The organism is Micrococcales bacterium (assembly GCA_016703125.1).
GTDB lineage: Bacteria > Actinomycetota > Actinomycetes > S36-B12 > UBA10799 > JADKAV01.
Map to the genome: position 1 here is coordinate 1 of JADJCR010000017.1, position 23,135 is coordinate 23,135.

At 68.8% G+C, this 23,135-nt stretch carries 22 protein-coding genes and 3 pseudogenes; 18 read left to right on the forward strand and 7 right to left on the reverse strand.

Annotation, left to right across the window (positions count from 1 at the left end):
- Nucleotides 1–408: 408 nt before the first annotated feature.
- From IPG68_16200 to IPG68_16220, 5 genes and pseudogenes are all read left to right on the forward strand, one after another.
- Nucleotides 409–618: a hypothetical protein gene (locus tag IPG68_16200; GenBank protein ID MBK6764704.1), complete on the forward strand. Its 210-nt coding sequence runs from the start codon at nt 409–411 to the stop codon at nt 616–618.
- Nucleotides 619–816: 198 nt separating this feature from the next.
- On the forward strand, nt 817–1,002 hold the full coding sequence (locus tag IPG68_16205; protein ID MBK6764705.1) for a hypothetical protein: 186 nt from the start codon (nt 817–819) through the stop codon (nt 1,000–1,002).
- 418 nt (nt 1,003–1,420) lie between these two features.
- Nucleotides 1,421–1,678: a hypothetical protein gene (locus IPG68_16210; GenBank protein ID MBK6764706.1), complete on the forward strand. Its 258-nt coding sequence runs from the start codon at nt 1,421–1,423 to the stop codon at nt 1,676–1,678.
- A 462-nt stretch (nt 1,679–2,140) separates the two neighbouring features.
- Nucleotides 2,141–2,650: a hypothetical protein gene (locus tag IPG68_16215; GenBank protein MBK6764707.1), complete on the forward strand. Its 510-nt coding sequence runs from the start codon at nt 2,141–2,143 to the stop codon at nt 2,648–2,650.
- A pseudogene (locus tag IPG68_16220) lies at nt 2,647–5,391 on the forward strand (sulfide/dihydroorotate dehydrogenase-like FAD/NAD-binding protein). Before IPG68_16215 ends, IPG68_16220 begins: the two are co-directional and overlap by 4 nt.
- A gap of 431 nt (nt 5,392–5,822) precedes the next feature.
- On the opposite strand, the gene IPG68_16225 reads toward IPG68_16220, so the two are convergent.
- From IPG68_16225 to IPG68_16250, 6 genes are all read right to left on the reverse strand, one after another.
- Nucleotides 5,823–6,494, reverse strand: a complete 672-nt coding sequence (locus IPG68_16225; protein MBK6764708.1) for a hypothetical protein — start codon at nt 6,492–6,494, stop codon at nt 5,823–5,825.
- Between the two features lie 304 nt (nt 6,495–6,798).
- Nucleotides 6,799–7,998 carry a hypothetical protein gene (locus tag IPG68_16230; GenBank protein MBK6764709.1) on the reverse strand — a complete coding sequence of 400 codons (1,200 nt, stop codon included), beginning with the start codon at nt 7,996–7,998 and terminating at the stop codon, nt 6,799–6,801.
- A gap of 37 nt (nt 7,999–8,035) precedes the next feature.
- Nucleotides 8,036–9,109, reverse strand: a complete 1,074-nt coding sequence (locus IPG68_16235; protein ID MBK6764710.1) for an AAA family ATPase — start codon at nt 9,107–9,109, stop codon at nt 8,036–8,038.
- A gap of 63 nt (nt 9,110–9,172) precedes the next feature.
- Entirely contained in the window at nt 9,173–9,898 is a 726-nt protein-coding gene (locus tag IPG68_16240; protein MBK6764711.1) for a hypothetical protein, read from the reverse strand.
- Between the two features lie 98 nt (nt 9,899–9,996).
- Nucleotides 9,997–10,485 (reverse strand): hypothetical protein, encoded by a 489-nt coding sequence (locus IPG68_16245; GenBank protein MBK6764712.1) that lies wholly within the window; start codon nt 10,483–10,485, stop codon nt 9,997–9,999.
- Nucleotides 10,486–10,885: 400 nt separating this feature from the next.
- Nucleotides 10,886–11,140 carry a hypothetical protein gene (locus IPG68_16250; GenBank protein ID MBK6764713.1) on the reverse strand — a complete coding sequence of 85 codons (255 nt, stop codon included), beginning with the start codon at nt 11,138–11,140 and terminating at the stop codon, nt 10,886–10,888.
- 232 nt (nt 11,141–11,372) lie between these two features.
- On the opposite strand from IPG68_16250, the gene IPG68_16255 reads away from it, so the two are divergent.
- The 12 genes and pseudogenes from IPG68_16255 to IPG68_16310 all read left to right on the forward strand — a co-directional run bounded on the left by IPG68_16255 (nt 11,373) and on the right by IPG68_16310 (nt 19,647).
- Nucleotides 11,373–11,897, forward strand: a complete 525-nt coding sequence (locus IPG68_16255) for a DUF3375 family protein (GenBank protein ID MBK6764714.1) — start codon at nt 11,373–11,375, stop codon at nt 11,895–11,897.
- Complete coding sequence (locus IPG68_16260; GenBank protein ID MBK6764715.1) at nt 11,803–12,192, forward strand: DUF3375 family protein; 390 nt, start codon at nt 11,803–11,805, stop codon at nt 12,190–12,192. Before IPG68_16255 ends, IPG68_16260 begins: the two co-directional genes overlap by 95 nt.
- Nucleotides 12,159–12,800, forward strand: coding sequence for a DUF3375 family protein (locus IPG68_16265; GenBank protein MBK6764716.1), 642 nt, complete (start codon nt 12,159–12,161; stop codon nt 12,798–12,800). Before IPG68_16260 ends, IPG68_16265 begins: the two co-directional genes overlap by 34 nt.
- Nucleotides 12,793–13,650: a hypothetical protein gene (locus IPG68_16270; GenBank protein MBK6764717.1), complete on the forward strand. Its 858-nt coding sequence runs from the start codon at nt 12,793–12,795 to the stop codon at nt 13,648–13,650. Before IPG68_16265 ends, IPG68_16270 begins: the two co-directional genes overlap by 8 nt.
- A gap of 23 nt (nt 13,651–13,673) precedes the next feature.
- Entirely contained in the window at nt 13,674–14,102 is a 429-nt protein-coding gene (locus tag IPG68_16275) for a hypothetical protein (protein ID MBK6764718.1), read from the forward strand.
- A 397-nt stretch (nt 14,103–14,499) separates the two neighbouring features.
- Nucleotides 14,500–14,850, forward strand: coding sequence for a hypothetical protein (locus IPG68_16280; GenBank protein ID MBK6764719.1), 351 nt, complete (start codon nt 14,500–14,502; stop codon nt 14,848–14,850).
- Between the two features lie 1,306 nt (nt 14,851–16,156).
- A complete protein-coding gene (locus IPG68_16285) occupies nt 16,157–16,555 on the forward strand; it encodes a hypothetical protein (GenBank protein ID MBK6764720.1) in 399 nt (132 codons plus the stop codon).
- 59 nt (nt 16,556–16,614) lie between these two features.
- A pseudogene (locus IPG68_16290) lies at nt 16,615–16,923 on the forward strand (hypothetical protein).
- A 165-nt stretch (nt 16,924–17,088) separates the two neighbouring features.
- On the forward strand, nt 17,089–17,757 hold the full coding sequence (locus tag IPG68_16295; protein ID MBK6764721.1) for a DUF2220 domain-containing protein: 669 nt from the start codon (nt 17,089–17,091) through the stop codon (nt 17,755–17,757).
- A gap of 638 nt (nt 17,758–18,395) precedes the next feature.
- Nucleotides 18,396–18,575: a hypothetical protein gene (locus IPG68_16300; GenBank protein MBK6764722.1), complete on the forward strand. Its 180-nt coding sequence runs from the start codon at nt 18,396–18,398 to the stop codon at nt 18,573–18,575.
- A 19-nt stretch (nt 18,576–18,594) separates the two neighbouring features.
- Entirely contained in the window at nt 18,595–19,026 is a 432-nt protein-coding gene (locus tag IPG68_16305) for a hypothetical protein (GenBank protein ID MBK6764723.1), read from the forward strand.
- 102 nt (nt 19,027–19,128) lie between these two features.
- Nucleotides 19,129–19,647: a hypothetical protein gene (locus IPG68_16310; protein MBK6764724.1), complete on the forward strand. Its 519-nt coding sequence runs from the start codon at nt 19,129–19,131 to the stop codon at nt 19,645–19,647.
- Between the two features lie 250 nt (nt 19,648–19,897).
- On the opposite strand, the pseudogene IPG68_16315 reads toward IPG68_16310, so the two are convergent.
- Nucleotides 19,898–21,949, reverse strand: a pseudogene (locus tag IPG68_16315) (ATP-dependent DNA helicase RecQ).
- Nucleotides 21,950–22,372: 423 nt separating this feature from the next.
- Between IPG68_16315 and IPG68_16320 the strand changes: the two are divergent.
- Nucleotides 22,373–22,660 carry a hypothetical protein gene (locus IPG68_16320; GenBank protein MBK6764725.1) on the forward strand — a complete coding sequence of 96 codons (288 nt, stop codon included), beginning with the start codon at nt 22,373–22,375 and terminating at the stop codon, nt 22,658–22,660.
- Nucleotides 22,661–23,135: the final 475 nt, after the last annotated feature.

Sequence of the window (23,135 nt, forward strand, 5' to 3'; positions counted from 1 at the left end):
GCGCCACCGCCGCGACACCGTCGGGCTGTTCGACCCTGCTACTACGAGGACGTGCCACCGGGTGCGGTTCTTTCCGCGAGGGCACGATCGGCGGTGGGCGCCCGTGTTACCCAAAGCTGGGCTGTTCATGCCCGCGGGAACAGCAGCCGCTGGGCGACGGGCGGGCCTGTTCCGGCGCACCCCGCCCGCGTTCGATTTCGCCACCTGCACCGGGTGCATGGAGCGCGCCTATCCCGCCCGGACGCCGCGATCCCCAACGTGGTGCATCGAGATCCACGACCTGATCCTGACCGGGATCAAGGCACCCGACATCACCGAGCCGCAGCGAGAGGCTCTGCGCACCTATCGTCTACACCTGTCTGAGCAAGTGGGAGGCCTACCGGCAGGACAAGACCGCGGGGCCGTTCGATGGAGGTCGTCGCCGAGGTGTGGGCTCCGGCATCGACTGGGGCGGCCCATTCCTTCGGCGCAACCTCGGACCCGCTGGTCGCGAAACTCGCCACCTACCCCGGTGGCCCGCACACGGCCGTTCTTCGACGCGATGGAAGGCTACCGGTGGCCGGTACCGGGGCGTTGTTCGCGGCGACCATCGACCCGTGGAAGGCACCGGGTGCCTGAGTGTATCGACGTGGCCCAGGGCCCTGACCGCGCCCGATGAGGACGCCGGACGTTCCGACTTGCAGACCGTTTCGAAATTTCCGCCACCGCACTGCCCAACACGCCTGCGCGGTTCCTCGAGGACTCCGCCCTCGACCAGTGCCGACGGCGATCTCAAGCGGCCATGCTCGACCGGGCTACTCTACTTCCACGAGACCGGTGGCGGCGAAAGTCCGCCGCGGCTGCGGCGAGGTCACCGCGATCCGGCTCGTGAGACGGCCACCAGCCATGCGCTGGCCGACGACCGCCGGCGGGCACATCCGGGAACTCGACGAACTGGTGACGGCGTTGCACGACAAACTCAACACTGTCGACGATGCCGAACGGTGCCGGCGGATCGAGTGACGCGCTCGCGACGCTGGAGAGCAGGCTGCAGGCCTTCTACGAAGGCGGTCCCACGTGGGCAACGGCCTGTCCTCGGTCGTCGTCGGCGAACGCCACAGGGCGCAGCAGCGTTCGACGCCTCGACCATGCCCTACAACTCCTATCAGTGACCCGTGGGTGAACAGCCTGTTTCAGGAGAGTTCCCGCCGTGGGCAAGGGGATCTTCGAGGGAATTCGACGCAGATGACCTTGGACGTCCGGGCCTCGCGCATCGCGCGCCCGAGCTCGAGGACGCTCTACGACCCGGGGACCGCCACGAGCCCGAGTTGCGCACGCTGTCAGCGGAGGAGTTCCGTCCCCGAGGAACTGTCCTGTTGCCGACGATCCTGTCGATCGGTGGCGACGGCGCGAGCTGGCGACGACGCCGGGTTCTGGCGCGATGTCCCGGATCCTGGCCAGCGACACCCCGGTCAAGATGTTGGTCCTGACTTCGGGCGCGTACTCCAACACCGGTGGCCAGGCGCCCACCTCGAGTTTCACCGGGCAGGACTCCGACCTCGCCCGCTTCGGCGGCTCGCACTCCGGCAAGGCCGAGGCGCAAGGAACTCCGCCCTGCTCGCCTCCTTTCCACCCCCACGTACGCCTGCTCGACCAGCACGGTTCCACGGGCACTTCCCAGACGACCCTGAGTACCTGAGTACTGGACCTAGCCGGCGGTCATGAACGTCCACAATTTCTGCGGATCTGAGACGGCATCCCGAAGTCGTCGTCGAACGCGCGGGCGCGGATGGCCGCCGAGAGCCGGATGCATCCGCTGTTCGTCCACGACCGCGCCGCGGCTCGACCATGCACGAGTGGTTCTCCATCGAGGGAAACCCCTGACGTGGACAAGACGTGACCACCAAGACGTTTGAGTACCTCGACGACGAGGGCGCACTGGGTAACCGATGACCACACCCGCCGACCCGCCGAGTTCGCGCTGGGCGAGGGGCGGTTCAAGATGCAGTTCCGCAAGTTGCAGCCCGGATGAGGAAAACCGCGCCGTGCCCATCGACGAGTACGTCGAGCTGTCCGCCGAACAGCGGGCCGAGCACCTGCCCTTCATCTACGCCACCGACGACGACCGGCACTGATCAAGGTCGCCTGCTCGCACGGCATCGTGCCGCTGGTCGAGGACCGGCGCCGGTTCTGGCAGACCCTGTACCTGTCCCGGGTGCATGAGGCGCAACTGACCGCGCTGCACCGAGCAGACCCTCGAGCAGCTGGGCGCGAAGTACGAAGAGGTCGCCACCGCCCGCGAGACTCGCTGGACGACATCGCGCGGGCCATGTCCGAACTGGCGACGTCCAGCCGGGCACCGGCCGGGGCCGGTGGGGACTGCCGACGCCTGGCGGCGCGAGCACCCGCCGCACCGGCCGAGGCGACGCCGGCCGCCGAGACCGCACGGCCCGGTCTGGCCCGACCCGCCGACGATGGTTTGTGCAACGACTGGGACCTGCTACCAGGAACTGCCGCAGTTCTTCGCCAGACCACCGTGGTCATCGACGGTGAGGCCCGGGTGATCGCCCGCATGATCCCCGGCGCTGCCGACTCCGTGGGAGGTCACCCCGAGATCGCCAAACGCATCGACCGGGTGCGCGCCAATTGCGACGCGGAGATCATCCGATGACCGCCGAACTCCGACCAGGCGGCGCCGCCAGCACACTCGACCACCAGGCGGAGTTGCTGCGCAGGCGGCTGGAGAGCGATCCGCGTGCCTTCCGCGAGGTGTTCATCTCCGAAGGCATGCAGGCGGTGGCTGGGGAGTTCCAGCAGCCCGACCTGGTTGAGGAGTTCACCCGCAGCCTGTGGGACACGCTGCTGCGCGGCGACGACAGCAGCACGGTGCTGATGCGGTTCGTGTGGAACCTGCCCCTGTCGGGCAAGCGCAAGTTCATCCGCGCCATCGATGCCCACCTGTCGACCGCTACCCGATGTTCGCCGGCTGTCGCAGGGGTGGCCGGCCCAGAACGCGATCGAGCCCTATGTCCGCGACGCGCCGAGAGCCGGGCTGTCGACTTCGGCCTGGTCAACCGCGGTTTCCTCGGTTACCTGGAGCAGGGCTACACCCAGCGCGAAGTGGATCTGCTGGTGTGGCTCGAGGTGCTGCGCGACAAGCAGTGCGAGGAGAAGCCTTGCGAACTCGGGGAGTTCTCGCCGGATGCCGGGAACCCACGGGTGGCTGCCCGGTGTCCATCCACATCCCGGAGGTCATCGAGCTGATCGGCAAGAACCAGTTCCGCGAGGCGCTGGAGCTGATGGAGTCCAGCAACCCGCTGCCCGACGTCACCGGGCCGGGTGTGCCCGCAGGAACTGCAGTGCCAGGGGCGTGCATCCAGAAACTGCCCATCGCGATCGGCCAGCTCGAGTGGTACCTGCCGGAACGGGAGAAGCTGGTCGACCCTGGGCAGGCGACGCAGCGCCGGTCGCCGGGGTGCGCGATCCCTGGGAAAGGGCGACCCATCCGCCGGTCGCGATCATCGGCTCGGAGCCGTCCGGGCCTCATCAACGCCTACCTGCTCGCCGCGCAAGGGTTCCCGGTCACGGTGTTCGAGGCGTTCCACGCACTCGGGCGGGGTGTTGCGCTACGGCATCCCCGAGTTCCGGCTGCCCAACGAGCTGATCGACGACGTCGTCGCGAAGATCCGGCTGCTGGGCGGCCGGTTCGTGATGAACTTCGTCGTCGGCAAGACCGCCACCCTGCAGGACCTGCGCGACGCCGGATTCGCGCGGATCTTCGTGGGTACCGGCGCCGGCCTGCCCCGGTTCATCAACATCCCCGGCGAGCACCTGCTCAACGTCATGTCGGCCAACGAGTTCTCACCAGGGTCAACCTGATGCAGGGGGTTGCGCCCCGACTACGAGACCCCGCCACCGCCAACCGACGGCAAGCAGGTCCTGGTCATCGGCGGCGGCAACACCGCGATGGACGCCGCCCGACCGCCCGCCGGCTCGGCGGCCACGTCACGATCGTCTACCGCCGCACCCAGGCCGAGATGCCTGCGCGGGTCGAGGGAGCACCACGCCCTCGAGGAGGGCATCGTCTTCGAGGAGTTGCGCTCACCGGTGGAGTTCCTGGGCGATGACCGCGGGTTCGTCACGACCGCCGTCCTCGACCAGATGGAGCTTGGGGCGCCCGACGACTCCGGCCGCCGCCGCCGGTGTCCACCGGCCGCACGGCATCCAGGCGCGCCGATCTCGTCATCATGGCCCTGGGCAACGCGGCCAATCCGATCATCAAGGACTCGAGCCGCGGCTGGAGACGTCGGCCTGGGGCACGATCAACCTCGACCACAAGGGCTCGCAGGAGACCACGCTGCCCGGCGTACACCGGCGGCGACGCCGCCCGTGGGGGTCGACGGCGATCCTGGCGGCCGGGGACGGCCAGGCCGCCGCGCGGGAGATCTCGCCATCGACGACCTCTCCCCGCAGATCATCCGGGAATCCGTGCAACGCGCGAGCGCCTACACCGAGCTCGCCGCCACCGAGGCGACCATCCTGGGGAAGGCCGACCTCAGCGACGGCATTGTCGAGTTCACCGTCCGCGCACCGCTGATCGCCAGGTCGGCGCGGGCCGGGCAGTTCGTGCGCGTCCTCCCGCAGCCCGACGGCGAACTCATCCCGCTGACGCTGGCCGACTGGGACGCCGAGGAGGGCAGCATCTGCCTGGTCGTGCAGGGGTCGGCACGAGCAGCATCGAGATCAACCGGATGGCCGTGGCGACGCCTTCACGGGGATCGCCGGTCCACTCGGGCGCCCCAGCGACGTCCACGCGCACGACCCCGACGCCACGGTGGTCTTCACCGCCGGTGGCCTGGGCCTGCCGCCGGTCTACCCGATCCTGCGCGAGCACCTGCGGGTGGGTAACCACGTGACGCTGATCTCCGGGTTCCGCAGCGCCGATCTCATGTTCTGGGCGCAAGCCGACGAGCGGATCGGGCTGTTGCAGTCGGAGTTCGGCGACCGGCTCGACGTCGTCTACACCACCAACGACGGTTCGTTCGGCGTTCCGGGCTTCGTCACCGGGCCGCTGGAGGAGATGCTGCAGGCACAGTCACGGGCGGAAGGGCGGCGCGTGGCCGAGGTCGTGACCATCGGTCCGGCGTTGGTGATGCGTGCGGTCAGCGACCTGTGCCGCGGCTACGAGACCCTTTGCGTGGCCAGCCTGAACTCGATCATGGTCGACGCGACCGGGATGTGCGGCGCCTGCATGGTGCCGGGGCTCATCGACGGCAAGCCCGTGCGCAAGCACGCGTGTATCGACGGTCCCGAGATCGACTCGCGCATCATCGAGTGGGACAGTTCCTGCCGCGCTTCAACCAGTTCAGCGCCCAGGAGCAGGCCAGCCGCGCCCGTCACGGCCTGGTTTGAGTCTGCTGGGGTTGTCGTGGTGACGGCCGGACCAGCCGGCTTCTGCTGAGATGCCACTGCAGCGGTTCCGTTTGTAGCCGCGCCTTTGCGACGAAGGTGCCGGGCACCACCGTCGCAATGCGACGAAGGTGCGCGGTCCCCACCCCTTGCACCCAGCACCATCACCACAAACCAGCCCCAGCCCCCGCACCATCGTCACAATCGCGTTCCAGCGGCGGGTCAACCCCAGGGACGGTCACCTGGACCTCTTCAGAGTCAGGGCGTCGCCCATCCGGACACTCAAGGCCACGTGGAGGGCGGCCACGGAAGTTCGGCACGCCGGCCTGCGGTTGTCCGCTCTTCATCCCCTGCCGACTCGAGCCCATTCACCGCTCTCCCCACGCTCCCCCACTGCACCAACGCCAGCGCCAGCTCCTCCTCGGTGATCCCGTTCACTCCGGCGACCCCCTATCCTCCAACTCGTCGCGCAACCTGACCCGCGTCTGCCATCGCGGCGGTGAGGGCGGGTAGGCCAGGTGGTCCACTTCCGGCCCGGTGAGCATCGCTACCGGCGGGGCCACCCCGGAGTCGCACCACTTCATCAGCTCCACGCCGGCCATCACCGGGCTGATCGCCCAGTGCGCGGCGAAGGCCTCCACGTCACCGATGTCGTAGGGGCTGTCGATGAGCCGCTGCGCCAGCCGGTCCATGATCCCGGTGCGCAGCCAGCGGGCACGCAGGGTCGGGTCGGCCCGGTCGGCCTTGCCGTAACTCCACGCCAGGTAGGTGATCGAGCGAGGTTCCAGGTGCACCGCGCGCATCGTGTCGCGGATCCATGTCAGGCTCGGGTTGCGGGCCATCACGCCGAGGTAGAACTGCACCGGCAACGGGTCGTCGGCGTCGATCTCCAGGCTGATCCGGTCGACCTCGTCGGGGTGCATCCCGCACTCCCACATCGCGGTCCAAGGTTCACCGGGCATCTCCGGGGCCGGTTCCGGCGCGAACCCGCGGCACAGCGCCACCACCTGCCATGCGTGCGCACCGTGGGTCAGCGCCACATGTTTCGGGTCCCGGGCGTGGGCGACAGCGTCCTGCGGGTTCTTGTACCCCGGCGCGCGCAACACTGGGCCTTATTGGCCGGGTGCCACGGCCTCGTGACTGCGTAGCGCGAATCGGGCGGGCGACCAGGCGCTGTTCCAGCGTGAACCACTCGAGCACCGCCGGCGACGCGACATCCGCCAGTTCCAGGCACGACAGGTACCCGCCGAGCGCGGCCAGGATCCGCTCCTGCTCCAAGTCGTGGCCGGTGTCCACGGTGCCGTCCGGGAACAGCGTGACCGGGTGTCGCTTCGAGCCTTTGGTGCTGGTCCGGCTGGTCCGGCAGGTCACGGTCACAGTGACAGGTCCGGGCAGGTCACCCATCGGGCACTACTTCCACCCGCTGCACCCAGCCCGGCGTCGGGGGCACTGGTCGCGGCGCCGGCCCAGCACGCCCACGATCACCGGCACCGGTACGGGCATCGTCGGCCACGGGGTGTAGCCGTCGGTGAGCACAATGACCGTCTGCGGGGCCGGCCGGCAGGCCAAAGCCCCCGCGATCCCCACGCCCATGTCTGTGCCACCACCGCCAGTCAGCCGCACCTCGCGCACATCGCGGACCTGCTGCACGGTGTGCACGGCGGCGTCCACCGCCAGCACGGTCACGCTGCTGTCCGGCACCGCCAAGGAGGCAAGCACCGATTTGACCTCCCCCAGCGCCTGGGCCAGCAGCCCGTCGTCGACACTGCCCGACGTGTCGACCACCACCGCGACCGCAGGCACCGGACGCCGCAACGCCGGCACGATCGCCGCCCCCACCGCCTGCTGGCGCCGGGAGATCTTCGAGTACGTGTAGTCGACCTGCCCCTGCCCCCAGCCGATCCCACGGCGCACCGCCGCGTGCAACACCTGCTGCCACGGCACCACCGGGTCCAGGATGTCCCCGACCCACCGGCCCCACTCCCCAGGCATGCTGCCGTACTGGGTGCAGTGCTCGCGGAACTCGATCGCCACCGTCTTGCGGATCGCCTCGGCGGCCTGCGTGGACAGCCCCGGCATCTCCGCGTCGCCCGGTGGCAGGTCGTGCTCGCGGGCCATCCCGTCACTCCCGCTGCCACAGGTGCGGTCCGGGTCCAGCCCCAGCGGCGGCTTCGTCACCGGCCGGGCCCGCAACAGCCGGAAGTACTCCTCGGCCGAGCGGTTCGGGGCCTGGTGCACCTGCCGGGGTTGCGGCAGGCCGGCATCGAACGGCAACACCTCCCCGATCGTCAAGTCGGCGGCCATCTTCCACCGGTCCCGAGACGCGGCATCCACCCCGCAGTCGGTCGCCCTCCCGGCGTGGTCGGCGAGCAAGTGCCACACCTGATGGGCGATCTCCCGGGCCAGCGCATCCACATCCGCACCCAGCACCCACAGCGGGTTGACGTAGAGCCGCCAGTAGACGTCGGTGGACATCCGCGCCACCCGCTCCGTGGGCACCGTCACCAACGCGTACACCGCCGTCGACAAGTACGGCATGTCCCCGGCCGACTGCGACACCAGCCACAACTTGGCCGCCGCCAGCCGCTCGGCGACGTCGGCTCCGATCACAGCAGACCAGCCAACTGCAATGCCGGCGCGAACACCGTCAGCCCAGGCGGCAACTCCGCACCCGCCGGCCGGCGCCCCGGCCGCAGCAACGCCCGCACCACCGGCACCGCCGAATCCAGACTCGAATGGGCCGCCGCCCTGACACAGACCCCCATCGCCGCGGTCCACCGATCCGGCGTCGGGTCGGAGGTGTACGCGGCCAGCAGCCCTGCAGGGCCACATGCACCCGGTCGGCGCGCAGCCCCTTCAACCCATCACCCAACGGATCGGCCAGCAGCTCCTCCGGATCCGGCAGATCCAACGCCGAGCGCCACGTCAGGAACTCATGGCCCACCGGCGCACCCACCGCCCCGTACACCAGCAACCGCCGCACCTCCTCGCCGGCACCGGCATGCTCCGCGATCGCCAACAACTGCGCCGCGTAATCCCACGTCCGTGGTGTCGGGAACGCCCGCCCGCGGCCGGCCGAATCCTTCGGGATCGACGACAACTGCCCGCCCCGGGTGCGCAGGAACCCGGCCACCAGACTGCGCTGCGCCGAGGCCAACCCGTCGAGGTCCGCCGGTCGCTCCGGCACCGGCAGCACCGGCCAGTCCCCAGTCACGATCGATTCCGTGTACACATCCAGTGGCAACGACCACTCCAGATGCACGAACCGGTTCGCCGTCGGCGGCGCCAACTCCCACCCCGACGCCGCCACATCCGCCGGGTTCGCCGCCGCCCCGAACGACACCCGATCCGGCAACTGCAACACCCCCACCTGCGCATGCGTCAACGGCCGCAACGCCGCCGCCTGCACCGCCGGGGACGCGGTCGTCCACTCGTCGAAGAACACGATCGACGGCTTCGGCTCCTCGGACACCCGCACCGCCCACCCCGGCGGAGCCAGCGTGACCCGGTCCCCGTTCACCACCGGCAACCCCGCGAAGTCCGACGGCTCGTAGTGCGAACAGATCAACGTCTCCACATGCCACCCGCTGCCCGCCGCCGACTCGATCACCGCCGTCTCCCCAGCCCCCTGATCACCCCATAACAGGAACGGGATCCGCGCGTCAACGCACACGCCGACCGCCTGCAGTACGGCCTCGTACGACTCGCGATCCCTGGCCATGTCTCCCCTTCCGCCGACTGGAGCCCGATTGAAACATGGGCCTACGACACGGACGCACCAAGGTCAGATTCCCTCGTCGTGCACGCCCACCGAGTCGAACTCCACCGTCCCGCCCGGGAGTTGCCAGTACTTCAGCCGCCGCGCCGACGGGGTGTTCACCTGCAGGCTGCACCTCCACGCGGCACCCCCATCGGCCCGGGTCTCCTGCGGTCCGGCAGGTCCGGCCCGCCATGGATGGAGCTGGCGGCCGGACATCGATCGCACCAGCCCGGTGAGCACCTCGACAAGCACATCCACGACCTTGTCCCGCGCCACGCCCTTGAGGTCATCCAGCGAATCGAGGAATCTCGGCCCGAGCCGATACTCCGCGAGTGGCAGTTCCGCCCGTTGGGATTCCGGTATCCGATGCAGGTACTGCAGCCGGATCTCGTGCCGCAGTTGCTCGCCCGGATCGTTGAACACCCCCACCCCACGCGCTCGATCGTCCATCTCCTGGGCACGCCTGATCGCCTGCTTGGCCTTCTTGTCAGCGTCGCGCAGGCTGCGGCGCAGCCGGGCAGCTTCGGCCTTCGCTGCGGCCAGCTCAGCCTCCGCCTTCGCCAGGCGGGTATCCAGCAGAGTGCGCTCACGGTTGGCGGCCTGCAACTGCCCGAGCCTGGCAGGATCGGGAGTAGCCGACCTCACCGGTGCCGGAGCCACCACCTCTTCAAGAACCACCGGTTCCGGGGCCACCGCCTCCGCCGGTTCCTCGTCCTCGATCAGGTCCTCGAACCAGCCAGGGCGGACCACCGGGAATCACCGGGACCGCAGGCACGGGCGACTCGTCGGTGTCCGGCAACCGGCACTCCAGCGTGTCACCGTCGGCGTGGATCTGAACAGCGACGACATCACCGGCGTCGATCATTGGCCAGGACCACCGAGCCATCGGAGTAGGCCGACCTGACGCGCTGCATCGGATCATCGGGGATCTCGGCGATTTGGAACTGACTGATTGGCCCGCCCCTGCCGTCCAGGTACCCCGACAGACGCTGTCCTTTGACCACCAACCGATCAGCCGCGACGCCCGGGCGGATGGTCGCGGCCAGCGCCACCGCCTGCCCACCATCGGGCACCTTCAGCAGGACGTGGAACTCGCCCATGGGGCCCTCGACGATCGCCTGACACCGTCTGGCCTTTCGCCTGGGTGCCGCTGGCGTCAACAACCCGGCGGCGTGGGCAGCCGACAGGCCCGCCTCGATCACCTCCGTGGTGATCCGCCGCGCACCGATCCCGTCCCAGCAGAACTTCAGCGGCGCCCTGGTCTCGTCCTGCAGCCAGTCCAGTTCAACCGGATAGACCCGCGCCGCGCCGCCGAACACCCGGAGCCGGTCTGGCATGGCACCGGTGAACGCCCACGACGCCTCGCCCTGATGAGCCGGCATACCCCAACCAGTCCATCGAGGTCGCTGGCGATGCGTTCGGCATCCAGATAGGGGCCTCGCCCGTCGCGTTCGTCACCACAACGACGGGAAACCGGCGGTTCGGATCCTGGAGGCGGTCTGCCATCGCCTCGGCGTCGCCCGGCGTCGCGATCCGCGCGACCCCCGATCTGGGCTTCGTCGCGGCCTGAAGTGGTGGGGCGGCTGGACGCGGGGGCACGGGAGCCAGCGGAGGACGCTGTTTGCGCTTCGGCTCCACGGAGCGGCGCAGGTGGTCGATGAGCGCGCCCGTCGCCTTGCCCGCCTCCTGCTTGCCCTGACACAGCACAAGTGGCGCCCCGAACGGGTTCCCTTCAGGTCAATACGCGGCGGGTAGACCCGGCCCTCCGCCGTAGACCTCCCAGTTGGCCGGCACGTAGTCGGCCAGCAGCCACGTCAGCTTGGTCCGCCGGATCACATACACGCTGGCATCCGACCGCGCGGCGGCCAACTCCTCGGCATCGATCCACGGCTCAGCATCATCCACCCCCGACGTCACCAGCACGACCGCAGTGGTGCGATGCGGCGACTGGATCCAGGCCACCACGTCAGCCAGTCCAGATTCCGACCGCACCTCATCTGCCGCACTCCCGGACTCCGCACCCAACGGTGCGAACGTGACACTGCCCGGATCCGGAACCGCCGGCTTTTGGTCATCTGACCTCCCACGTCATTGTGCAATCCGGGTCCGACATCTACGGTGTGCTGCATAAGAGCCGTGCCCCGCCCACACCACCCCGGTCCCTTCCCCGATCCTGTCGCACCCGTCGGTTACGGTCGTTCAAACGGTTCCGAAGGCGGTGCTGATGGACCACGACGGCCTCGTGGCACTGCGCCAGCACCACCCCTGCCTGGCAACTGCTGAGGGCGGACAACGCCCCCTGGTCGCGACCGTCCTGCACCGCATCTTCGTGGCGGAGAACGCCCGCACCATCTCCCGGACCGCACCTGGCCGAGGCGCTCGACGACGACCTGCACCGGCTCCGGCTGGAGGACCCCGGCGCGTACCCGAAGGACGCACCGGCCTACCCTCGCGGACTGGTCGGCGCCTGAGCGCGGCTGGCTGCGCAAGTTCTATCCGGAGAACTCCGACGCCCCACTTCGACCTGACCCCGGCGGCGGAGAAGGCGCTGGCGTGGCTCGGGTCGCTGGGCGAGCGGTCATTCGTCGGAACCGAGTCGCGCCTGATGACGATGTACGCGCTGCTGGAACAGATGGTCGAGGGCACGCAGGCCGATCCGGCCGAGCGCATCCGGCCTCGAGCAGCGCCGCGACGCGATCGACGCGGAGATCGAGCGGATTCGCGCCGGCGAGATCCAGATGCTGGATGACACCGGCCTGCGCGACCGCTACCAGCAGTTCACCGCGACCGCGCGCGCCCTCCTCAGCGACTTCAGGGAGGTCGAGGAGAACTTTCGCATGCTGGACCGCACCGTTCGGGAGAAGATCGCCGCTTGGCAGGGTCCGCGTGGGCAACTGCTGGATCAGGTACTCGGGGAGCGCGACGCGATCGCCGACTCTGACCAGGGCGTGAGCTTCGCGGCGTTCTGGAACTTCCTGATGTCCTCGCAAAGGCAGGACGACTTGACCGCATGCTGGAATCCGTCCTGGCCCAACCCGCCCTGAACGGCGCCGACCAGCAGATGCGTTACGTGGTCAGCGACTGGTTGAAGGCCGGTGACGCCGTGCAGCGCACCGTCGCGCACCTGTCCCGGCAGTTGCGGCGCTTCCTCGACGACCAGGCCTACCTGCAGAACCGCCGCATCGCCGAACTCATCAGGGAGATCGAAGCGGCTGCGCTGAACGTCCGGGACGGCCACCTCCGGGGCGTTCGCAGAGATCCCCGGAGTGCGCGCGGACGTGTCGATGCCCATGTCCAGGTTCTGCACGACGCCTCTGACCCCGTGCACTTGGCGGAGGTGGAGGTGGTCGAGGCCGACGACGAGGTCGAGCTCGACGCCCCTGTTCAACTACTTCATGGTCGACACGACGCGGTTGCGCAGCGCGATCGACGAATCGCTGCAGGACGCCGACTGTGTGACGCTGCGCGGGGTGATCGAGACCACGGCTGCCGCAGGGCCCGGCCGAACTGGTCAACTACCTCAAACCCGCCGACGACGACCCGCGGGGTGCCTTTGTCGACGACGGCACCGAGACAATTCCTGACAGCAGACGACCGGCAGGTGGCGGCGGACATTCCCACCGTGATCTTCGTGAGGAACGCCGATGGATGAGCCGAGGATCGCCGAGGCGGCCGTGCCGCTGCTCAAAGGGGTCGTCTACGCCGACTCGCACCCGGCTGCGTGGAACGCCCTGCTGACCATCCCCAACCAGGTGCGCGACCACCTGTCGGCGCTCGGCGTCGAGGTGATGATCGACGAGTCCGAGGGCTGGCGCCTTCCTTCGCAACGCACCCGCCGATCCGGACGGACCCGACCTGCCGCGGCTCGTCTCCCGCCGGCCGCTGACCTACCGGGTGAGCCTGCTGATCGTGCTGCTGCGCCGACGACTGCTGGAGTTGGACGGCCAAGGCGACCAGACCCGCTTGATCATCACCCGACGAGGCCGTGGAACTGGTCCGCACCTACCACCCGGCACGTTCCAACGAGGCGAAACTGGCCGACGAGGTGGAGGCTGATCTGCGCAAGTCGCCGAACTGGGGTTCACCCGTTCCTGCGCGACCAGCCCCACACCTACGAGGTGCGCCGTATCATCAAGGCCTGCGTCGACGCCCAGTGGCTGGCGGACTTCCACGAGCAGTTGCAGCAGTACTCGTCGCGGGGAGCCGGGCATGACACCGAACTCGACCTGCATGACGCGGCCACGACGGGCTTCCGCCTGCAACGCCTCGAGATCTTCAATTGGGGCACGTCCAACGAGCGGGTCTGGACTCTCGACCTCGACGGGGACAACACCCTGCTCACCGGTGACATCGGCTCGGGCAAAGTCCACTCTGGTCGACGCCATCACTACCCCTGCTGGTGCCGCCGGGGAAGGTCTCGTACAACAAGGCCGCTGGCGCGGAGTACCGAGAGCGGACGACCTCGTCGTACGTCCTGGCCACTTCAAGGCCGAGCGCACTGAGTCCAGCGGCGTCGCCTAAACCCGTGGCGCTGCGTGGCACCGGGAATACAGCGGTGCTGCTCGCCCGGTTCGCCAACACCGCCCTGCAGGAGACCGTCACCGTCGCGCAGGTCTTCTGGTTCGGCCGACCGTGCACCAGCCGTCACGCATCTACGCGGTGTCGGGCACGGCGCTGGAGCATCACTGGGGATTTTGACGTGGGCAGCGATCTGTCCAACCTGCGCCGGCACCTGCGCGAGCGGGACACGACGATGCACGACAGTTTCAGCAAAGTACAGCGCCGACTTCCGGCGCCGCCTGGGGATCACCACCCGCAGGCATTGGAACTGTTCCACCAGACGGTGTCGATGAAGTCGGTAGGGAATCTGACCGAGTTCGCCCGCACCCACATGCTCGAACCCGCCGACGTCGATGCCCGCATCGAGGCGCTGATCAAGCATTTGCGGACCTGAACCGCGCTCACGACCTCGTGGTCGACGCCCGGCAGCAGGTCGACGCGCTGACCCCGCTGGCGGCCAGGCCGACGACCACGACACGGTGGCCACGCAGGCCGAGCAGACTCCGGCGGTCCGCGACGCGCTGTCCCCTTACTTCGCCTTTGCGCCGGACCGAGTTGCTGACTGAGCGCATCGCCCGCCGGCAGGGGCGAGCGGGAGGGACTGCTGAACCGCAAGGCCGCCGCCGAGCAGAGCGTGCGCGCAGCGCGAGGAGCAGGAACCGCACGCGGCGATCCGGGAGAACGGCGGCGAGCGGCAGGAGCAACTCCAGTCCGACATCGCCGACCTGACAGCCGCCGACGCCAAACGGAGGCGCAATACGCCCTACGTGGGCTTGTGCCAGCAGGTCGGAGTGGCACCGGCCACCGACGAGCAGTCGCTGGTCCACCAGCAGCAGGAGCTCGCCGCCCTCAGCGAAGAACTCACCTCGGAGCGTGACCGCTTGGAGAACTCCGCCACGGAGCAGTCGGTGACCCGCGCGACGCGCGGACCCGGCTCGACGAGATCGAGATCGAGCCAGGGCCTGGCCGACCGCAGCAGCAGCATCGACCAGACGATGATCCTCCTGCGCGCCCGGCTGTGCGAGGGGACCGGGCTGGAGCCGGCGGATGCCATTCGCCGGAGAGCTGCTACGGGTCTCCGACGAGTCATGGAGCGGCCGCCGAGCGCCTGCTGCGCGGTTTCGCCCTGTCGCCGCTGGTGAGCGACGAGGACTACGCGGCCGTGGCCGGGTGGTGACCAGACCGACCTGCGCGGACGCCTGGTCTACTACCGGGTCCGCGAGGGCGCGCGGGTGCCGGCGGTCACCGACCCGCGTTCGCTGGTCCACAAGCTCGAGGTGCGCCCGGGCACGGTGTTCAGCGACTGGCTCGGCGCGGAGGTCCAGAAGCGCTTGACGTAGCGTGCGCGACCTCCCCGACGAGTTCCCGCATCGAGCGGCGGGCGCTGACCCGCAACGGTCAGATCAAGGGTGGCGGGAGCGCCACGAGAAGGACGACCGGCGGCGCCTGGGTGATCGCCGCTGGTACGTCCTCGGTTGGGACAACACCGCCAAGCGCAAGACGATGGAGCGGCAGCGTTCCGAGGCGGCGGCGCTGGTGGACCGGCAGGCGCACGAGCAGGAGGGGATCCGCGCCCATCAGCGCTCCCTGGACGTGCGCGCCCAGCAGATCGCCGTGCAACGACACCCTCAAGCACCTCAACCAGCGGCTCGAACAGGTTCTGACCGAGTTGCGTTCCCTGGAGGCCGCACGCATCGAACTCGAAAACGCAGGACGCGGTACTGGTCGACCGGATCGACAGGACGAACAGGACCTCGAGGAACTGCGCAGCAGCCGCTGGCGACACCCGAGCAGCGCGGGCTGGTGCAGCCGTTCGAGCGGAGAACCTGCAGGTGGGACCTGGCGAAAGTGCCGAGCGCACGATCCGCCTCGAGTTGCAGACCACCATCGACCGGCTCGACGAGCGGGCCAAGCGCCTCAACACCTCGATCGTGGCGGCGATGGGCGAGTTCCGGAACCGGTGGCCAATGCAGACCCAGGACATGGACACCGCGGTGGAGGCCGGCCACGAGTACCGCGGGAGCTGCTGCAGCGCCTCCTCGACGATGACCTCGCCCCGCTTCGAGGACGCGTTCGCCAGCGCCTTGAACACCCACGCCATCCGGGAGGTGGTCGGGTTCCGCACCGCGCGGAGTGGCCCGTGGAGACATCAAGCGCCGCATCGGCGACATCAACACGTCCCTGCGCGACATCCCCGTACCAGCCGCACACCTACATCCGCCTGGAGCCGACCGGTTCCACCGACGCCGACGTCCGGGAGTTCCGCCAGCAGTTGCGCGCCTGTACCGAGGACATCGTCACTGGTCCGCCGACGACCACTACCCGAGCAGAAGTTCCTGCAGGTCAAGGACATCGTCAGCCGGCTGCAGGGCTGGAGGCCGCACCGCGGAGGACAGCGGTGGACCGCGAAGGTGACCGACGCGCGCAACTGGTTCACCTTCGCCGCCAGTGAGCGGCCAAGCGCCGACGACCGGAACACGAGCACTACGCGGACCCGGAGGCAAGTCCGGCGGCCAGAAGGAGAAACTGGCCTACACGATCCTGGCGGCGAGCCTCGCCTATCAGTTCGGCCTGGTCAGCGGCCGGCAGACCCGTAGCTTCCGGTTCGTGGTCATCGACGAGGCGTTCGGCCGCGGTTCCGACGAGTCCGCGCGGTTCGGCTTGGAACTGTTCCGGCGACTGGACCTGCAACTATTGGTCGTCACCCCGATGCAGAAGATCCACATCATCGAGCCGTACGTCGCCCACGTCGGCTTCACCCACAACGAGGGCGGCGTCACCTCGAAGCTGCGCAACCTCACGATCGAGCAGTACCGCGAAGGCAGGCACCCGTGGCAGGGTCCCTGACCTGGACCACCCCCGCGGACATCCACCGGATCCTCCTCAGACAGTGGGAATCCGGCCGCCTGCTGCAGGGCCGGGTCCCGGGGCACACCGGCGTCGAGTTCCCGCTGCGCATCCCCCTTCGGCGGCCCCGGGCGGCCGACCTCCCGGGACTGGGAGGCGGTGCGGGGCTGGGCGGCGACCCTCATGCGGGCCACCGATCTGCGCATCGAGACCCAGCGATCGGCCATCGCGTCCTGGGCACGCAGTCGCTGCCGTCGCGGTGGATCGACACCGCGCAGGACGCGCTGACCCTGATCCGGCGGACCCGGCAGGCGGCGCGCTTCGACCAACTCATCGCTGCGACGGCCCCGCAGAACCTGGACTGGCTGCCCGGCATCCCCTGCACCTGCTCGAGATCGGCGACGACTGGGCTGCCATCCAGTCGGCCGCAGCCTGGCTGCACGCCCACCCCGACCCCGGCATCTACGTGCGCCAGACGGACATCCCCGGCGTGCACACGAAGATCATGGAACAGCACAAGCGCGTCCTCGGCGATCTGGTCCCCGGCCGCGCCACGGCCGGACCCGGTTGGTTCGAGCGGCGCTACGGCTTCCTCATCGCGCCGGCGACCGTGCGCTTCGGGTCCTCGACGACGCCCTGTGCCTCCTGCCGGGCGTGCGGGACATGGCCCTGCCAGCGCCGGACTTCCCGCGCCTGTGTCCCCGGCGCACACCGTGTTCGTCACCGAGAACCTCACCAACTTCCTGGCGTTCCCACCAGCCCCGGACGCGCTAGTGGTCTTCGGTGCGGGCAACGAGGCACCTGAACTCCTGGCGGGCCTGTCCGCGCGGCGGGTCGTCTACACCGGCGACCTCGACACCCACGGCCTGGCGATCCTCGACCGGTTCCGCGCCCACCTCCCGCACACGCAAAGCATCCTCATGGACCTGGCCACGTTGCAGGCGCACCGCGAGATGTGGGTGAGCGAGAAGACCCAGATCACCCGCGAACTGCCCCAATTGCTCCCGATGAGCAGGCCCTCTACGACGCGTTGCGGCAGAACGTGTACGGCGACCATGTGCGGCTGGAGCAGGAGCGGATCCGGTTCAGCGAGGTGCGATGAGGTGGGCGGGTCGCGGGGACAACCTAGGAATCGCGCACGTCTCGTAGTGACTCGGGGTAGGGCAGCGCCCGGAGATCCTTGTCACGCTTGGACTCGATGATGTCGTCCAGGGAATCGACCCTGATGACCATCCCGTCAGCGATCTCCTCCGAGGACGCATGCTCCTCCCACTGCTGGTAGGCGCGGGTACCGGGTCGCCCTCTGAGTCCCCGAGTGCCCGGAAGGCGTCGGCAAGGCACCACAACGCGCCGGCCGCCTCTCTGGTCTGGCCCGCCTGTTCATGACCGTGCGCCGCTTCCCGGTACAGGTGGATCGCGGCGGGGTAGTCCTCCGAGTAGAAGGCGGCAGCGCCCTGCAGGCGGAGGGCCTCAGCAGACATCCGGTAGTCATCGAGTTGCTCTGCCACGGCCTGGGCTCCCTGCCACAGGGTCGTGGCCCTGTCGTAGACACCTCTCCGAGAGGCGCGGCCACCCAGTTCGAAGAGGATCTCGAGTCGGTCCCGGCCTTCCGCATCCGCGATGCCTCGACCAGAGATCCTCATCGGGCAACTGCTGCAGATCGTCCATCTGAATCCCCCATTCGCAGGCAGAGTAGCCGAGACTAGTGACAACGTGAGTCGCCGTGCGCGATGGAGCGCTGGCCGGGGTGCCGCTCGACGAGGTTGTGGATAGCCAGCGGCTCGTCCACAGATCCGCACGCGACCCCCTGCCACCGGCGGATCCGTAGTTGCCTACAGGTATGCACCTGACAGCGTGGCTCATCGGCGATGACAGCCAGAGCATCCTCGACGACCTGACGGCCCCCGACGGCGATCCCCGGGCGCAGATCTGGGTGCCACTCGATTCGACGACCAACACGACATCACCGCAATTGCGGAGGTACTGGATCGGCGTGGGCGCACTGCACCACCGAGGGTGAGCAGTGGGTCGACTTCGCGGTGCCCGCGGACACGATCCTGGCGACCATCGGTGCGCAGGCCCTGGCCCACCCGAAGTCGCTCACACACGGCAAGGCACTGCTGTCGGATGTCCAGACGCGCGACGGCGTACTCATGGCCATGGTGCCCCGATACTTCAGCACGGTCGCGACGCAGTGGACGTTCGAGCAGGTCGGACAGGACCCGCTGATCACCCGGCGTGGCAAGGAGACGACGCACGTGACTGTCGGAGAACTCGACCTGAAGACCTCGTTCCGCAGGGACAACAGCGAACCCCAACTCGTCATCGACCACCGCGGACCGCGCCTGCTCCAGCGGGACAGGAGCCGCTACTACAACGTCTCCGGATGGCAGGACGCCAACCGTGTCATGACCGAGATCCGTCAGTTGCCGTCAGCAACCCCCATCCTCTGCGCCTGGTGCGCCGACTGACCACGGAGAACGACCATGCATTGTCAGGCAATCGTGTTCGGCGATCACCCCGAGAGACTGATGGACTCGCTCATCCGGACCTCGGGCCAGATTCCAGCGGACGTGAGCGTGCCGTTGGAGGTGACCGACTCGGGGGACCGCTCAGGCTGGCACACCGTGAACCACGACCACCTGCACCTCATCGATCGGTATGCGTTCGGGTACGGGAACTGGGTGCACTGTGTGTGGCCGACGGCATTCCTCCGCGACCACCTGGGACCGCACGCGCTGCTCCCCGACCAGGCCCTCAGCGGCCTTGAGGTACCCCGCAATCAGGTGCACAAACAAGAGGGCCAGTGGTGGGCGCGGGTCCCCCGCTTCTTCCGTACCGTCGGCGTCCGGTGGTCCACCGTATACGGCTCGTCGCGGTGGCAAGGGCACAGCGGTGCGGACGCGGCAGACGGCGCGACGGTCGCCACCTCGAACTGGAATACAACCTCACGACCCACGACCCCAACCTCATCGTCGGACCGACCGGCCCTGGTGTTCTACCAGGACCCTGACGCGGAGGGTCACCACGTGGTGCAGCGGCGACTCGAGGCGACGCTGCCCTCATGGAACTGCCACCCAGCACGCCGGTAACCCTGGTGAGTTGGCATGACAAAGACCAGCAACGAGACGACTGGTGCCCGTGCTTCGACTCAAGGCTACGACCGCTTCCGTACCGGGACTTCGCACGCTTCGACTACTGATCACGACCGGGGGGTATGCGCAACCTCATCGCTCACAAGTACGAGGTCGTGGACCCCGTTATCGTCTGGAACACCCTGGCACACGAATTGCCGGTCGATGCTGCTGCCATCCAAGCCATCTCTCGAGGGATAGCCGGTGGTCACACCCCGACAACCACCAGCGGAACGACCTCGTCCACCCCGATGCCGACCAGTTCAACAGCCGCCCGCGTCAGCGTCCACTTGCTGCGGCTGTACTCATCGACCAGCAGCACCGTTCCACTGATCCCGTGGGACTGCTGCAGTTCCAGGCGACCGGTCACTTGCCGTAGTCGACCGGATCCCTCGACGTGCTCCGCCACCGGGCGGGCCGCTTGAACACCCTCAACGACCGGCAGACCCAACTGCCCCGACGCGAGTTCCGCCAGTTCCTGCACCCGCACCGGGTGGCTGGCACTGGGGATGGGAACGATAGCGGTCACGGGCGGCATGTCCTCCCGGCGCCACCGGGCCAGTAGTTGACCGAATGCGGCCCGAAGTTCCTCGGACAGCGGAGCATCGGGGCCGAACACCTCGTCCAACAACTCCGGAAAACTCCGCCGTCCATGCCGGTGACCGCCCGGCCCGTGGCGATGCCCGAGATCTTGCCCAATCGGCCGGACCCCGAGGGGCCAACTTGCGCGGGGTGATCCGCACCGGGCGCCGGCGCAGTGACTCGTACACCCGCTCGACGCGTGCGGGGTCCGGTGTCCGGCCCGGATGGGGCAACTCACCTGTGCACACCGAACACCGTCCGCACGGTTGGGAGGCAGGATCGTCCAGCGCCGTGGTGAGCAGCTGCATCAGGCACTGCGCACCGGAGGCGTACGACGACATGATCCCCGCCTCGTGGCGGCGCACATCCACGATGCGGTCGTACTTGTCGGCGTCGAAACTCCACCGCTTGCCGGTGACCATCCACCGCCCGCCCTGCACATCCACGACACCATCGACGCGCAACTGCTTGAGCAGCACCTCGACCTTGCTTTCGAGCGGGCCAGGGCATCGACCAACTCGGTCGTCTTCAGGGGGCTGTTGGCGCAGCAGTTCCAGGAGCCGGTCTGCCATCTCGGGGTCCGGCAGCGTGGCCGTGGCGAACCAGTCCCACACCTGCTGGTCGGACTCACCGGCGGGCAGCAGCACGCCCACCGCACTGTCGAGCGCCCGGCCGGCGCGGCCCACCTGCTGGTAGTACGAGACCGGCGAGTCCGGTGATCCCCACGTGGATGCAGAACGCCGAGGTCGGGCTTGTCGCAGCCATCCCCAGCGCCGACGTCGCCACGACAGCCTTGAGCGAATTGGCCCGCAAGCGCGCCTCGATCTGCTCGCGCACATCAGGCGGTGTCTTCCCGGTGTAGGGCTCGACATCGTGGCCCTGTTCCTGAAGGAACGCGGCCAACTGTTCCACCACCGGAACGGTCAGTCCGTAGATGATGCCGGACCCCTGGGACTGCGCCAGGAACTCGTCGACCCACGCGAAGCGACGGCCGTAGTTCAAGTGGGGGATCACCGCCAACTGCAGGGACTTCCGGGCCAAAGGACCGCGGATGACGGTCGTCGTCGGACCGAGTTGCGCGGCGTCGGCCACCACCCGGGAGGTCGCGGTGGCGGTCGTCGCAAGCACCGGGGTGTCCGACTCCAGCTCGAGCAGCAGGCGCGCGATCCGCTGGTAGTCCGGGCGGAAGTCGAACCCCCAGTCGGAGATGCAGTGAGCCTCATCGATGACGAGCAACCCACTCGACTTCAGGGACCATCGCGCGTTCCTGGAACTGCGGGTGGACAGCCGCTCCGGCGACACGAGCAACACGTCGATCTCGTCGCGATCGAGCCGATCGAACACCACGTCCCACTCGCTCTTGTTCGAAGAGTTCACGGTGGCTGCGTGGATGCCGACGCCCTGCGGCGGCCTTCACCTGGTCGCGCATCAGCGCCAGCAAGCGGCGGGAGAGCACGATGGTCGGGCCGGCCCCGGCATCGCGGCGCGCCAGCGTGGCCGCCCAGTAGACCGCCGACTTCCCCCACCCGGTGGCCTGGACGACGAGGACCCGCTGGGCGCCGCCGAGCAGCGCGGACACCGCGTCCACCTGACCGGGACGCGGCAACGCCTCCGGGCCCGCCATCGCGGCGAGCACCGCCTGGATCGCCACCGAGGCAGTCTCAGTCGATCCCGCCATTGCCACCCCACCCTCCGTCAAAGCGTCACGCACCTCGCTCGCGGTCCCTGACCGACACCCGGCAGGCGCCTCAGGACACTGCTGGGGCAGGCTGAGTCAGGGCGATCGCGAGGTAAAGGCGCGCATGTCTGCCAGCATCCAGGGAACACGTGGAGACACCCCTGTACCGCTTGGGCGCGTTTGCGGCAGGTATCGCCGTCGTCCTGTACGCCGCGGCCCTGGTCTGGTCACCGTGACGGCTACACCGCCCACGGGGGCGGCCACTCTCGAGTACGTCCACGCGCACCGGACGGCCTGCCATCATCATGCAGGTGCTGTTGGGTCGCCCCGCGAGCTTGTTGCTCATGGTTGTCTTCCTGGCCCCGGCCGTCGCGGTCCGTTGGCACCGGGAAGAGCTGCGCGGCCGTCGCAGGGATGATCGCGGTGTCGTCCTGGGCGATCTCCATGGCCTGGCCGACGACCGGCGGCGGTTCACCGGCGATGGTCCCTGCTCAGCGATCACTACGCGACGGCGACGACCGCCGCGGAGCGGGCACCTACGTGGCCGGGGCGGAACTGCTCATCGCCCTCAACGACGTGCCAGCCGTCATCGGGGTGCTGCAGACCCTCGGGTTGCTCCTGGTCTCGCTGGTGATGCTGCGGGGGTCTTCTCCAGCCCCTGGCATGGTTCGGCGCCGTCACCGGCGCGAATGGGATCGTGTCTCGAGCTAATCCGACTCGGTGCTGGGCCCCGCCTACGCCGTACGGACTGCTGCCGTTCGTCTGGCTGGCCTGGGTGGGGCTGGCACGTGGCGACTCGCGCGGACCGCCGCGGATTGACCGTCAAATCTCTGTTGGCAGTGGGCCAGGAACTGCGCGATCCGCCGGGCACCGCCGCGGGCTCACCATTCACGATGGGTGCGCAGCGCCGGGTAGGAAGTCGACCGTCAGGTCCCGGGCGTCCGCATCGAATCCCTGCAGCACGCTCCTGGGGATCACATCGTCCTGCTTCCCCGAACAGCACCAGGGTCGGCACTTCCACCCGACCACGGTGCCGCCCCAGCATGACAACCGCAAGAACTCAGGGACAACTGCCGGTACAGAGCCGAACCAGCGCGGGCTCGTGCGGGGTCGCAAGGCACGGAAGTAAGGGCGGCATCTCGCGGCGGGTAGAGTCGTATGCGCAGTGAACGTGCGGAAGAGCCAG

What these genes read in the sequence shown, in the direction of transcription:
- IPG68_16200 (MBK6764704.1), top strand. Translation starts at nt 409, where the DNA reads ATGGAGGTCGTCGCCGAGGTGTGGGCTCCGGCATCGACTGGGGCGGCC.
- IPG68_16210 (MBK6764706.1), top strand. Translation starts at nt 1,421, where the DNA reads ATGTCCCGGATCCTGGCCAGCGACACCCCGGTCAAGATGTTGGTCCTG.
- IPG68_16235 (MBK6764710.1), bottom strand. Translation starts at nt 9,109, where the DNA reads ATGGCCAGGGATCGCGAGTCGTACGAGGCCGTACTGCAGGCGGTCGGC.
- IPG68_16245 (MBK6764712.1), bottom strand. Translation starts at nt 10,485, where the DNA reads ATGCCAGACCGGCTCCGGGTGTTCGGCGGCGCGGCGCGGGTCTATCCG.
- IPG68_16255 (MBK6764714.1), top strand. Translation starts at nt 11,373, where the DNA reads ATGGACCACGACGGCCTCGTGGCACTGCGCCAGCACCACCCCTGCCTG.
- IPG68_16265 (MBK6764716.1), top strand. Translation starts at nt 12,159, where the DNA reads ATGCTGGAATCCGTCCTGGCCCAACCCGCCCTGAACGGCGCCGACCAG.
- IPG68_16270 (MBK6764717.1), top strand. Translation starts at nt 12,793, where the DNA reads ATGGATGAGCCGAGGATCGCCGAGGCGGCCGTGCCGCTGCTCAAAGGG.
- IPG68_16300 (MBK6764722.1), top strand. Translation starts at nt 18,396, where the DNA reads ATGCACCTGACAGCGTGGCTCATCGGCGATGACAGCCAGAGCATCCTC.